General features: G+C 49.4%; 8 protein-coding genes. All 8 read left to right on the plus strand.

Annotation, left to right across the window (positions count from 1 at the left end):
* Positions 1–113 precede the first annotated feature (113 nt).
* The 8 genes from tnpA to radA all read left to right on the plus strand — a co-directional run bounded on the left by tnpA (position 114) and on the right by radA (position 12,844).
* Positions 114–530 carry an IS200/IS605 family transposase gene (tnpA, locus tag ACTQZS_RS12975; RefSeq protein ID WP_441476179.1) on the plus strand — a complete coding sequence of 139 codons (417 nt, stop codon included), beginning with the start codon at positions 114–116 and terminating at the stop codon, positions 528–530.
* Positions 511–1,650: an RNA-guided endonuclease TnpB family protein gene (locus tag ACTQZS_RS12980; RefSeq protein ID WP_441476180.1), complete on the plus strand. Its 1,140-nt coding sequence runs from the start codon at positions 511–513 to the stop codon at positions 1,648–1,650. The genes tnpA and ACTQZS_RS12980 overlap by 20 nt, the downstream gene beginning before the upstream one ends.
* A gap of 350 nt (positions 1,651–2,000) precedes the next feature.
* On the plus strand, positions 2,001–5,765 hold the full coding sequence (locus tag ACTQZS_RS12985) for a phosphoribosylformylglycinamidine synthase (RefSeq protein WP_441476181.1): 3,765 nt from the start codon (positions 2,001–2,003) through the stop codon (positions 5,763–5,765).
* Positions 5,766–6,020: 255 nt separating this feature from the next.
* A complete protein-coding gene (locus ACTQZS_RS12990; RefSeq protein ID WP_441476182.1) occupies positions 6,021–7,388 on the plus strand; it encodes a hemolysin family protein in 1,368 nt (455 codons plus the stop codon).
* 176 nt (positions 7,389–7,564) lie between these two features.
* Positions 7,565–8,071: an SEC-C metal-binding domain-containing protein gene (locus ACTQZS_RS12995; protein ID WP_441476183.1), complete on the plus strand. Its 507-nt coding sequence runs from the start codon at positions 7,565–7,567 to the stop codon at positions 8,069–8,071.
* A gap of 96 nt (positions 8,072–8,167) precedes the next feature.
* Positions 8,168–10,747, plus strand: a complete 2,580-nt coding sequence (locus ACTQZS_RS13000) for an ATP-dependent Clp protease ATP-binding subunit (protein WP_441476184.1) — start codon at positions 8,168–8,170, stop codon at positions 10,745–10,747.
* A gap of 198 nt (positions 10,748–10,945) precedes the next feature.
* A complete protein-coding gene (locus ACTQZS_RS13005) occupies positions 10,946–11,359 on the plus strand; it encodes an endosialidase (RefSeq protein WP_441476185.1) in 414 nt (137 codons plus the stop codon).
* Positions 11,360–11,440: 81 nt separating this feature from the next.
* Positions 11,441–12,844 (plus strand): DNA repair protein RadA, encoded by a 1,404-nt coding sequence (gene radA / locus ACTQZS_RS13010; RefSeq protein WP_441476186.1) that lies wholly within the window; start codon positions 11,441–11,443, stop codon positions 12,842–12,844.
* The last annotated feature ends 459 nt before the right edge of the window (positions 12,845–13,303 follow it).

The following is a 13,303-nucleotide window of genomic DNA, read 5'->3' on the forward strand; positions in this document are numbered from 1 at the left end:
TAGGTGGCGGGATGAATTGCGATAAACACGGCGTTTTTGACTTTGGTGTCTTGCTATGTTATAATCTGATTATAAATAGGTCAGTCGTACTTATCATAGGGGTTATAAATACAATGCAATTAGACACAAATAATCATTCGGTATTCATGCTGCACTATCATCTTATCATGTGCGTAAAATACCGGAATAAGGTAATCGATGACGAGATTTCTATACGTCTGAAAGAAATATTTGTGAGGATCGCTCCTACATATAACATAACATTGGAAGAATGGAATCATGATGTGGATCATGTTCATATTCTTTTTAGAGGACAGCCAAATACAGAAATCAGTAAATTTATCAATGCCTATAAATCTGCAAGCAGCCGTATCATAAAGAAAGAATTTCCTATGATATGTAAATCCCTTTGGAAAGAGATGTTTTGGTCACAAAGTTTTTGTTTGCTGACTACAGGAGGAGCTGCTGTAGACATTATCAGGCAATACATTCAATCTCAGGGTAAGAAAGATGGCAAACAGGGCAATTAAGTATCGGATATATCCTACAACGGAACAAAAGATCATGTTTGCAAAAACCTTTGGCTGCTGCCGTAAGGTTTATAATCTCATGCTCGCAGATAAGGTGGAAGGGTATAAAGCAACTGGTAAATTCCCAACGGTTACACCGGCAAAGTATAAGAAAGATTATCCATATCTCAAGGAAGTCGATAGTCTTGCTCTCGCCAATAAGCAGCTGGATCTGCAGGCAGCTTTTCGCAATGCTTTTAGCAAAACCCGTAAGAAGAAAAATGATTTTCCAAAGTTCAAATCCAAAAAACATAGCCGAAAATCTTATACGACAAACAACCAGAAAGGTACGGTTGCGATTATAGACAACAGGTATATCAAACTTCCAAAGGTTGGTAAAATCAAAGCTGTGATCCACCGTATTCCTGATAACAGATGGATCATAAAATCCGCTACGATTTCCCAGGAATCAGATGGAAAATTCTATACCGCTGTTCTTTTTGAATTTGAGCTGGTCGAAAACGGTTATATAGCCGACAAGACAAATGCGATCGGACTTGATTATGCGTCGGATGGCTTATATGTAGACAATAATGGTATTGTCGGCTCAAGCCACAAATACTATCGTGAAAGTCACAGAAAACTGGCAAAAGAACAGCGTAAGCTATCACGAAAAGCAGGCTCTAAAAAGAATGAGATAAAGTCAAATAATTATCTCAAACAACTCCGTAAAGTGAATAATGTTCATAGACATATTGCTAATCAGCGGCTGGATCATCTACACAAAATATCTACTAAGATAGCCAATCAGTATGATGTTGTTTGTGTGGAGACATTGAATATGCGATCTATGGCAAATCATGGGTTCGGTAACGGAAAAGCCACTCTCGACAATGGATATGGAATGTTTCTTTCGATGCTTGAATACAAGCTGTCTGATAGAAATAAGTATCTTGTCAAAGTAGATAAGTGGTTTCCTTCCTCGCAGCGATGTCATTGTTGCGGTAAGATCCATCCGGAGATGAAAAATTTGCAGACACGTATCATAAAATGCGATTGTGGGCTCACTATGAGCCGTGACCAGAATGCAGCAATCAATATCCTGCATGAGGGATTACGATTACTTGCTGAAACAGCCTAAACAAAATATATAGTAGGGATGGAATAGCCCGAACTTATACGCCTGTAGACATTGTGTAAGACATTGAGTTACGTATCATCGTAGCCAACGCAGTAGTGGTTGAAGCAGGAAGCTCCGACTTCTATAAGTCGGAGTAGTTCACCGTGTTGGTGAGAAGAAGATGAATTTTTTATGAAAAAAATTGGCCCGCAGATCGCCTGTTTTTGATTTTACTTGTCGGGAAAACTGTGTTATTCTGTATCTGAATATGCGGATCGGCCTTCAGGGACGGGAAAATCCGGCTTTATGAAGACCTTCCATACAGATGCCGTAACAGTCTATACTTTCAGAAATAGGAAAGGACAGCAAGAATGAGCCAGGTAAGACGTGTATATGTTGAGAAGAAACCGGAGTTTGCCGGTCAGGCAAAGGAATTAAGCCACGAGATCCGTCATTATATGGGCGTTTCCGGTGTGAACGATGTCAGAATCCTTATCCGGTATGATGTCGAGAACATCAGCGACGAGGTATTCGAAAAGGCATGCCATGTCGTATTTGCCGAGCCGCCGGTTGATACTCTGTACAAGGAGGATTTTCCGAAGGCGGAGAACGCACATGTATTCTCTGTGGAATACCTCCCAGGCCAGTTCGACCAGAGAGCCGATTCCGCCGTGCAATGTGTACAGTTCCTGAAGGGCGATGAACAGCCGATTATCCGCACTGCCACCACTTATGTCATTGACGGAGATGTGAGCGACAAGGACATGGAGGTGATCAAGGGACACTGCATCAATCCGGTTGATTCCCGTGAAAGTGCCGCCGAGAAGCCGGAAACCCTCGTGATGAGCTTTGAAGAGCCGGCAGACGTGAAGGTATTTGACGGATTTATCGAGATGGACGAGAACGCGCTGCAGGATCTCTATCAGTCCCTCAACCTGGCCATGACCTTTAAGGATTTCAAATTCATTCAGGATTATTTCGCAAACGATGAGAAGAGAAACCCGACCGTTACCGAGATTCGCGTGCTGGATACCTACTGGTCTGATCATTGCCGTCACACCACATTCTCGACCGAGCTGAAGAACATCGCGTTCGGTGACGGTGATTACAGGGCTCCGATTGAGGACAGCTACAACCGGTATCGTCATGATTTTGACGTCCTTTATAAAGGAAGAAACGGAAAATATATCTGCCTGATGGATCTGGCATGCCTTGCAGCAAAGAAGCTGAAGGCGGATGGAAAGCTGACCGATCAGGAGGAATCAGATGAGATCAATGCCTGCAGCATCATCGTTCCGGTCGATGTAGACGGAAAGTATGAGGAGTGGCTCATCAATTTCAAGAATGAGACGCACAACCATCCGACAGAGATTGAACCCTTCGGCGGCGCTGCGACCTGTCTGGGCGGCGCGATCCGTGATCCGCTTTCCGGAAGAACCTATGTGTATCAGGCGATGCGCGTCACTGGAGCAGCGGACCCAACCGTTCCTGTTTCCGAAACCATGAAGGGCAAACTCCCGCAGAAGACGCTGACGAGACAGGCTGCGCACGGCTACAGCTCCTACGGAAACCAGATCGGCCTTGCGACCGGCTATGTCAAGGAAATCTACCACCCGAATTACGTGGCGAAGCGTATGGAGATCGGCGCGGTGATGGGCGCGGCTCCGAGAAGAGCGGTGCAGAGGCTGAATTCGGACCCGGGCGACATCATCATTCTGCTCGGAGGCAGAACCGGCCGTGACGGAATCGGCGGAGCGACGGGATCCTCCAAGATTCATACCACACAGTCCCTTGAGACCTGCGGCGCAGAGGTCCAGAAAGGTAATGCGCCGACAGAGCGTAAGCTGCAGAGAATGTTCCGCCGCCCGGAGGTCAGTCACATCATCAAGAAGTGCAACGACTTTGGCGCAGGCGGTGTTTCCGTTGCCATCGGTGAACTTGCTCCCGGACTCCGGATCGACCTGGATAAGGTTCCGAAGAAGTATGCGGGTCTTGACGGCACAGAGCTGGCAATCTCCGAATCCCAGGAGCGGATGGCAGTGGTAGTATCTCCAAAGGATGCGGATCAGTTCCTGAAGTACGCACACGAAGAGAATCTCGAGGCGGTTAAGGTCGCTGTCGTTACAGAAGAGCCGCGCCTTGTGATGAACTGGAGAGGAAAGACCATCACGGATCTGTCCCGCGCCTTCCTGGATACCAACGGCGCGCATCAGGAGACCGATGTAAAGGTCGATATTCCGAATAAAGCAGACAGCGTTCTTAAGAGAAGCGGAGACATTGACGACGTAAAGGTAAAATGGCTGGATTCTCTCAAGGATCTGAATGCATGCTCTCAGAAGGGGCTGGTTGAGATGTTCGATTCCTCGATCGGCGCTGCGAGCGTTCTGATGCCTTACGGAGGAAAATATCAGCTGACCGAGACGCAGAGCATGATCGCCAAGGTTCCGGTTCCGGATCTGAAGACCAATACCGTCACCATGATGGCCTATGGCTTCGATCCCTATGTGTCAAGCTGGAGCCCGTATCACGGAGCAGTTTACGCTGTGACACAGTCCATCGCGAAAATTGTCGCGGCAGGCGGTGATTTCCACAAAATTCATTTCACCTTCCAGGAATACTTCCGCAGAATGACCGAGGATCCGGAGCGGTGGAGCCAGCCGTTCGCGGCTCTTCTCGGCGCGTATGAGGCACAGATCGAGTACGGTCTTGCTTCCATCGGCGGCAAGGACAGCATGTCCGGTACCTTCAATGACATCGATGTTCCGCCGACGCTTGTATCCTTCGCGGTAGATGTCGCGGAACTGAAGGATGTGATCACACCGGAGCTGAAGACCCCGGGAGACAAACTGGTCTGGATCCGCATACCGAAGAATCAGTATGAGCTGCCGGTCTATGATCAGGTTATGGATCTGTACAGCAGGGTACATGAAGACACAGAGGCAGGACGGGTCAAAGCTGCCTACGTTGTCGAGAGAAGCGGAATTGCTGTCGCGGTAAGCAAGATGGCCTTTGGCAATAAGCTCGGCGTTACCATTGATCACAGTGTGGATGCGAGAGACCTCTTCAGTCCGTATCTCGGAGACCTTATCCTTGAGGTACCTTCCGATCAGGTCGGCAAGCTTGCTTCAACTTACACGGTCATCGGTGAGGTAAATGGAGACGGTGTGTTCCGTTACTGCAATACGGCTATTTCCATGGACGACGCTCTGAACGCGTGGAACGGGACATTGAGCGGCGTGTTCAAGACCGTTTCCGGCGTTCCCGCAAAGGATACCGGCGTTGAGGACAAGGGATTATTTAAAGCAGACAGCATCTATGTGTGCGGCCACAAGCTCGCGCAGCCGACCGTATTCATCCCTGTATTCCCGGGAACCAACTGCGAGTACGACAGCGCGAGAGTCTTCGAGGCGGCCGGAGCCAGAACCATCACAAAGGTATTCCGCAATCTGAGCGCAACAGATATCGTGGATTCTGTGGAGGAGTTCCGCAAGGCGATTGAACAGTCCCAGATCATCATGTTCCCGGGTGGTTTCTCTGCCGGCGATGAGCCGGATGGATCTGCCAAGTTCTTCGCGACGGCTTTCCAGAACGCAAGCATAAAGGAAGCGGTAAATGACCTCCTGCAGAAGAGAGACGGACTTGCTCTGGGCATTTGCAACGGCTTCCAGGCACTGATCAAGCTCGGTCTTGTACCGAACGGCGAGATTACGGGTCAGAAGGAGGACTCGCCGACGCTGACCTTCAACACCATTCATCGGCATATTTCCAAGATGGCTTATGTCAAGGTTGTGTCCAATAAATCCCCATGGCTTGCCGGAACAGAGCTGGGAGGCATTTACACGATGCCTGCTTCTCACGGAGAAGGAAGATTCGCGGCGAACTCCGAGTGGATCCGCAGACTTCAGGAGAATGGTCAGATTGCCACCAGATACTGTGATCTCGATGGGAACTTCACCGATGATGAATACTGGAACATCAACGGCTCCTACTTCAACATTGAGGGAATCACCAGCCCGGACGGACGCGTATACGGCAAGATGTGCCATGCGGAACGCCGCGGAGACGGGGTATCCGTCAACATCTACGGTGAAAAAGACATGAAGCTTTTTGAATCCGGTGTAAATTACTTCAGATAATACACTTTGGAATTTTTGAATTTCATCAGATGGTTTCAGGTTTGAAATTTCATCGGGTGATTTTGGATCAGAGGCTTCCGTTTCGGAAGCCTCTTTGTTTACGCGAACAGTGAGCCGCAGCCGAATGCGAAGTATTCGTGTGCGGCGAGCGCCGCGATAGCGAGATAAAACTCGCGCAGCGTGTTTTATCTCGTTTGACATACGGCAATGTTTTTCTATACAACGTATAAACGATTGATTTGGAGGAAATAACGAATGGACAGTGGTCCCTGGATATGGTACGTTATCCTGACGATCCTGATGATTGCGCTTTCGGCAGTATTTACCGCCTGTGAGACGGCCGTACTTGCGCTGACAGACACACAGATTGATGAATTGAAGGAAGAAGAAAATGCGGCGGTTCCCTATCTTCAGAAATTGAAAGGAAATTCCGGAAGATTTCTCACCTCGATTCACACACTGAATATGCTCTGTATCGTGGGGAGCTCAGCTGCGCTGACCGCAGTCTGTCTGGATAAGCTCTGCGGAGCACTGGGAATAAGCGCAGGCGATGGCGCTGCCCGGGCAGCCGTCACAGTGATCTGTGTCCTTGTGTTTACTGCCATTCTGATGATTCTCACCAGTATTCTTCCAAGAGCATTTGCCGGAAGAAAAACAGCCAGGACCGCATGTGATCTGGCCGGATGGTATCGCTTCTTCGGCGTGATTTTTTTCCCGCTTACTGAAATTATTTCTAGTATCTCAAACGGAATCCTCAGGCTCAACGGGATCGATCCGGCGAGTCAGAGAATGAACGTGACGGAGGACGAAATCAAGATGATGGTAGACCGGGGAACCATGCACGGCAACATCAATTCGGATGAGCAGGAGATGATCCGCAATGTCTTCGAGTTCGATGACATCTCTGTCGATGAGATCTGCACACACAGAAAGGATGTCGCCTGCCTGTACGAGGAGGATCCGCTCGAGGAGTGGGAGAAAACCATTCATGAGAGCCGTCACGACCAGTTCCCGGTTGTACGGGAAACTCCGGACAATGTACTTGGCGTTCTGGATGCGAAGGATTATTTCCGCCTTCGCGGCGCAACACAAGAGGAGATTATGGCCTGCGCGGTCGATCCTGCCTATTTCGTACCCGGTTCTGTCAAGGCGGATGTTATGTTTCAGCACATGAAGACCACAGGCAATTACTTTGCCATCGTTCTGGACGAATATGGCGGAATGGACGGCGTGATCACCATGAAGGATCTGCTCGAGGTTCTCGTAGGGGATCTTACGGAAGACGATGAGACGGATGAGCCGGACGACATCATCAAGATTTCTCCGACAACCTGGCGAATTCAGGGAGGCGCATCCCTCGACGAGGTAAATCAGGCCCTTGGCAGAAATCTTCCCGACGAGGACTACGACACCTTCGGAGGCTATATTCTTGGCCGCCTCGGTTACGTCCCCGAGGACGGAAGCCATTTCGAGCTGGATACGGACGCCATGCATATCCGCGTGTACCGTATTCAGGATCACAGGATCGAGAATACCCTTGTGACGCTGCTGCCGGAACGGATGGAAGACACCGAGGATGCTTCCGGAGAGGAAGAGAAAAGTCCACAGACAAAGCAGAAATGAGAAGGTTTCAGACAGGACTTCCGTGCAAAGCGGAAACGAGAACGAGAAGTTCCCAGACTTGAAATTCTCTGCGGATTCATCTATACTGTTTTAGAATGCTTGCGGCATCCTATCGTTTGGGGCGGATCCGAAGACAGCCGCGCGGCATTTAGAAAACAGAAGGATGGTATTTTGAAATGGCCTTATTACAGGATTGGCAGGCAATTGCCTACAATAGAGAGACAGATAAGAATGAACTTCAGAAGTTCTGGCAGGATTATTTCCTCGTTGAGAAGGGAATATATGAGAAGCTTCTGACGAACCCGAATGAGGTAGTAAAGGGTACGGTCAAGGAGCTTGCGGATAGATACAAGATCGACGTTATGACGATGACCGGATTTCTGGACGGAATCAACGACTCTCTGAAGGTGCCGAATCCGATTGAAACCATGACAGAGGATACCGAGGTAAACCTCGGCTTCGACAAGGAGAAGCTCTACAAGAATATGGTTGACGCAAAGGCAGACTGGTTATACAACCTGCCGGAGTGGGACCTGATTTTTTCCGCGGAGAAGAAGAAGGCACTTTACCTCGAACAGAAGAAGTCCGGAACGATTGTGAAGCCGAAGAAAATCGGCCGAAACGATCCCTGCCCTTGCGGAAGCGGCAAGAAATACAAATACTGTCACGGCAGAAATAAATAATCCGAAATGATCAGCCCGGGAAAAAGCATCCCCGGGCTTTTTTCAAATCAAGTTCGGAAAACCTGATGAGAAAAGAAGAGAAAAAGAGATAACAATATGAAAAATCAGTTTACATCTAATGCGCGCACAGCTCTTTCCCTCGCGAAGAAAATGGCGGCGGACAACAGTCAGTCCTACATTGGAACCGAACATATCCTTTTCGGGCTTGTCAGGACGAAGAACTGCACTGCGGCGGCTGTGCTCAAAAGTTTTGGAGTGACAGAAGAAATTCTGAACAAATTCATCAGCTCCATGATCGTGCCGGCGGCAGACTCGCCGGTGTGCTACAAGCCGGAATTTACGGTAAAAGCACAGAAGATACTCGATGAGGCAGTCCGGATTGCCGGCAAAGAGGGCCACAGGCTGGCCGGGACCACACATATCATGATGGCGATTCTTAGGGATTCTGATTCCGTCGCCTACAAGCTGCTTCATTCCACGGAAATTGTGAATATGCAGAAGCTCTATCTGGCTCTGATGAAAACCGCCGGGCTGACGGAGGAACAGATGCAGAGCGAAGTCGACGATATCCGTTCCGAATCCGGTGAGCAGAGCGGCAAAACACCGACGCTGGATCGATACAGCAGAGATCTTACGGCCATGGCGCGTGAGCGCCTGCTGGATCCTGTGATTGGAAGAGAGCGGGAAATCACCCGCGTCATCGAGATCCTCAGCCGCAGGAAAAAGAACAACCCGTGCCTGATTGGTGAACCGGGGGTGGGAAAAACCGCAATTGTAGAGGGACTTGCCCAGCGAATCGCAGAGGGAAATGTACCGGATGTCATGGCGGACAAACGCCTGGTCACACTGGACCTTTCTTCCATGGTTGCAGGTTCCAAGTACAGAGGTGAATTTGAGGAACGGATCAAGAAGGTGATCGGAGAAGTAACCGCGGACCGGAACGTTCTTCTCTTCATCGATGAAATCCATACGATTATTGGCGCAGGAGGGGCAGAAGGAGCTCTGGACGCATCGAATATTTTGAAACCGTCCCTTGCAAGGGGAGAGATCCAGCTGATTGGCGCGACTACAACGGAGGAATACCGCAAGCGCATTGAAAAGGATGCCGCGCTGGAACGAAGATTTCAGCCTGTTACGGTGGATGAGCCATCTCCGGAGCAGACACTTCAGATCCTTCGGGAAATCCGTCCGCTTTATGAAGAACATCACGGCGTAAAGATACAGGACGAGGCACTGGAAGCGGCCGTGCGCCTCAGCACCCGTTATATCAATGACCGTTTTCAGCCGGACAAGGCCATCGATCTTATCGATGAGGCATCCTCGAGCGTCCAGCTGGGGGACTTCAGACGGGCGGCAGAAACTGCCGACAGCAGAACAGGCTCCGCGAATGAACCGGGGACTGCGTCAGACGCAGCCGGGGCCGGGGTCGGGTCAGAGTCTTTGGACGAACTCGAGCAGAGCGTACAAAAGCTCACCCGGAACACTGCAGATCGCGCGTCTGTGGAAGACCGCATCCTTGAGATGCGCCGGATCAAGGAAGATTTTATCCGGAAAAACGATTTTGCAAGCGCCTCCCGGGTTCAGAAACTGCAGAATACACTGGAGAGCTGTCTGGAAAAAAGTGAGAAGAAGGGTTCCGGAAGAAGAAAACAGGTAACCGCAGAGGACGTCGCAAAAACGGTATCCATGTGGACCAGAATTCCGGTTTCAAAAATCGCGGAATCGGAATCAAGAAAACTGGCGAGACTCGAGAGTATTCTGCATAAACGTGTCATCGGTCAGGATGAGGCAGTGTCTGCCGTTTCGCGGGCAATTCGCAGAGGCCGGGTCGGCCTGAAGGATCCGAATCGCCCGATCGGCTCGTTCCTGTTCCTGGGTCCGACCGGTGTCGGCAAGACGGAACTGTCCAAGGCGTTGGCGGAAGCAATCTTCGGAAGTGAGGACGCCATGATCCGTGTGGATATGTCTGAGTACATGGAAAAGCACAGCGTATCCAAGCTGATCGGGTCACCGCCCGGTTATGTCGGGTACGATGAGGGCGGACAGCTCTCTGAAAAAGTGCGCCGTCATCCGTACAGTGTCATCCTCTTCGATGAGATCGAAAAAGCACATCCAGATGTCTTCAACATTCTTCTTCAGGTGCTGGACGACGGACACATCACCGACGCGCAGGGAAGAAATGTGAGCTTCAAGGAGACCATTATCATCATGACCTCTAATGCCGGCGCAAACCGGATTGTACAGCCGAAGCATCTTGGATTTTTATCAGAGGACAACGAAGAACGGAATTACAGCGATATGAAGGATCAGGTCATGGATGAGATCCGTCAGATGTTCCGCCCGGAGTTTCTGAACCGTATCGATGAGATTCTGGTGTTCCACTCCCTCGGCAAGAAGGAGATGCATCGGATTGTCGATATTCTCCTGGGAGATCTGATTCGGCGCTGCAGCGATCAGATGAACATTCGTCTGACTGTCACCGCGTCGGCAAAGGATAGCCTCATCGAGAAAAGCTATAACAGCAAATACGGAGCAAGACCGCTCAGACGCGCCATCCAGACCAGGATCGAGGATCCACTCGCGGAAGAGATTCTAAAAGGCTCGATCCGGAGCGGAGACCATGTCTCGGTGAGCTGCCGTGATGACAAGATTATCTTCCGGACACAGAAAAAATGATTGCCGAAGGGCAGCGAACTGCCGGTACATCACAATTTCACAATCCTGCCTGTTGAGAAAAAAACACGAATATCGTATAATATTTGCAAAGATTAAATGGTGGGCACGTCATCCGCGCGAGAAGGGAAGGCGGACCGCCGAACGTATCTGCCAGTCAGATACACGAATATTCATCAAAAGCAGAAGGAGTATAAAAAAATGGCTGTCGTTAAGGAACTGCTTCGCGCAGAAAATGACGGAACACTGAGCTTTGGCAATTATGAGCTGGATGCAAAGAAAAAGCTGGGAGATTTCGAATTCAAGGGCAATTTGTACAAGGTAAAAACCTACCGCGAAATCACAAAACTGGAATGCAACGAGACCTTCGTATACGAATCGGTTCCCGGCACTGCGGTAAGAAATCTCAAGATCACAGATCAGGAGATCTCCTTCTCTGTGGAAGGACCGGAAGACGCAGAGATCACGGTTGGCGCCGCTGAGAATACAGAATATCAGGTTCTTCTCGACGATGTGAATGTGGGACACATGACCACGAATATGGGTGGAAAGCTCTCCTTCAGTGTTGAACTCAGCGAAGGAAAATCCGTAAACGTGAAGATTGTGAAAGTCTGAACCAACTCGAAGTAAAGCGGAATTGATATGAACTAAAACCAGGCTCCGGAGTATTCCGGAGCTTTTTTCAGGAGATTTTACATGAGCAAAGACAAAAAGAGCGCTTATTTCTGCCAGAACTGCGGATATGAATCCGCAAAATGGATGGGTCAGTGTCCCTCCTGCCACCAGTGGAACACGTTTGTGGAAGAACTCGTTTCGACAAAGAAATCCGGTACGAGAAGCACCGGGCTGTCATCTGCAGGAAATAGCGGGCGCTTGAAACCGAAATCACTTTCGGAGATTGATGTCTCATCCGGGCAGAGGACCCGGACAGATATTGGTGAGATGGACCGTGTACTTGGCGGGGGTATCGTAAAAGGATCGCTGATTCTGATCGGCGGAGACCCGGGTATTGGAAAATCTACCCTGCTTCTTCAAGTGTGTCAGCATCTCACCGCAAAGGGCGTCCGGGTGCTCTATGTGTCGGGAGAAGAGTCCCTGCAGCAAATCAAACTGAGATCTATGCGCATCGGAAGCTTCAGCGACAATCTGAAGCTGCTGTGTGAAACGAACCTGACCGACATTGAGGGAGTCATTGAACATGAGAAACCGGACATGGTAGTCATTGACTCCATTCAGACGATGTTCAACGAGGACATTCAGTCATCGCCCGGAAATGTCTCTCAGGTCCGGGAATCGACCGGCGTGCTGCTCCGCATTGCGAAGACCATGCTGATTCCGATTTTTATCGTCGGGCATATGACAAAGGAAGGAAATGTCGCCGGACCCAGAGTTCTGGAGCACATGGTAGACACCGTGCTGTATTTTGAAGGGGACAGAAGTCAGTCCTATCGGATCCTCCGCGCGGCAAAGAACCGTTTCGGCTCGACAAACGAAATCGGCGTATTTGAGATGCGCGCAGAGGGGCTCAAAGAGGTGGCGAACCCTTCGCAGTACATGCTGGACGGCAGACCGACTGACGCATCCGGCTCTGTCGTCGCCTGTTCAATGGAAGGTACTCGCCCCATCATGATTGAGATTCAGGCTCTGGTGTGCCGCAGCAATTTCGGATTTCCGAGACGAACCGCAAACGGAACGGATTATAATCGCGTAAATCTCCTTATGGCCGTCCTGGAAAAAAGAGTACACATCAATCTGTCACAAAGCGATGCCTATGTGAATATCACCGGCGGAGTGAAAATGACAGAACCTGCTGTAGATTTGGGCATTCTTCTCGCGATCGCGTCGAGCGCAAGAGATGTTGCCATCCCCGCAGACACGGTAGTCTTCGGCGAAGTCGGCCTCTCCGGAGAAATCCGTTCCGTGGCAATGGCAGAACAAAGAGTCCGTGAAGCCCAGAAGCTGGGATTTCGGACCGTCATTCTTCCAAAATCCTGTATGCGCGCTCTGTCGGGAATCCGGGAAAGCTCACCGATCAATCTGATACCGGTATCCAACATCGGGGAAGCCATCGGGTACCTCAATGCACTGAAAAAAGCATGAAAATATGATAGGAGATTCTTGATTTGCGTCGCCCGGGTTTTAGAAGGGTTAAATTCCACCCCGAGATGGAATTTAGTTTTGCAATTGAGAAGAGGCTAAAAAAAGTGAAAAAAGTTGTTGACACACACCTGCAATGATGATATAGTATTCATCGTTGCAGCGATGCAGCAAACAAATTCAACCAAAATTAATTGAGCTGAAAGTTTTTCAACACAATGGATTTGGTTATTTGGAACGAATGAACATTGACAACTGAACAGTAAAACACATCCTCGAAAATTCAAATGAAGTTTTATAAAATTTTTGTTTGAACGATCGAAAGTATTCAACGGGTTATCGAACTGTTCACAGGGAGATAACGAATTGATTACGATCCTTTAAAACAGTAAAAAGGGATGAATTAGCCAAGTGTTAATTCTGAACGAATCAATCTTTTTTATGAGAGTTTGATCCTGGCTC

It is taken from the genome of Bilifractor sp. LCP19S3_H10 (assembly GCF_052119185.1).
Taxonomy (GTDB): domain Bacteria; phylum Bacillota; class Clostridia; order Lachnospirales; family Lachnospiraceae; genus Bilifractor.

What these genes read in the sequence shown, in the direction of transcription:
- ACTQZS_RS13005 (WP_441476185.1), top strand. Translation starts at nt 10,946, where the DNA reads ATGGCTGTCGTTAAGGAACTGCTTCGCGCAGAAAATGACGGAACACTG.
- ACTQZS_RS13000 (WP_441476184.1), top strand. Translation starts at nt 8,168, where the DNA reads ATGAAAAATCAGTTTACATCTAATGCGCGCACAGCTCTTTCCCTCGCG.
- tnpA (WP_441476179.1), top strand. Translation starts at nt 114, where the DNA reads ATGCAATTAGACACAAATAATCATTCGGTATTCATGCTGCACTATCAT.
- ACTQZS_RS12995 (WP_441476183.1), top strand. Translation starts at nt 7,565, where the DNA reads ATGGCCTTATTACAGGATTGGCAGGCAATTGCCTACAATAGAGAGACA.
- radA (WP_441476186.1), top strand. Translation starts at nt 11,441, where the DNA reads ATGAGCAAAGACAAAAAGAGCGCTTATTTCTGCCAGAACTGCGGATAT.
- ACTQZS_RS12985 (WP_441476181.1), top strand. Translation starts at nt 2,001, where the DNA reads ATGAGCCAGGTAAGACGTGTATATGTTGAGAAGAAACCGGAGTTTGCC.
- ACTQZS_RS12980 (WP_441476180.1), top strand. Translation starts at nt 511, where the DNA reads ATGGCAAACAGGGCAATTAAGTATCGGATATATCCTACAACGGAACAA.
- ACTQZS_RS12990 (WP_441476182.1), top strand. Translation starts at nt 6,021, where the DNA reads ATGGACAGTGGTCCCTGGATATGGTACGTTATCCTGACGATCCTGATG.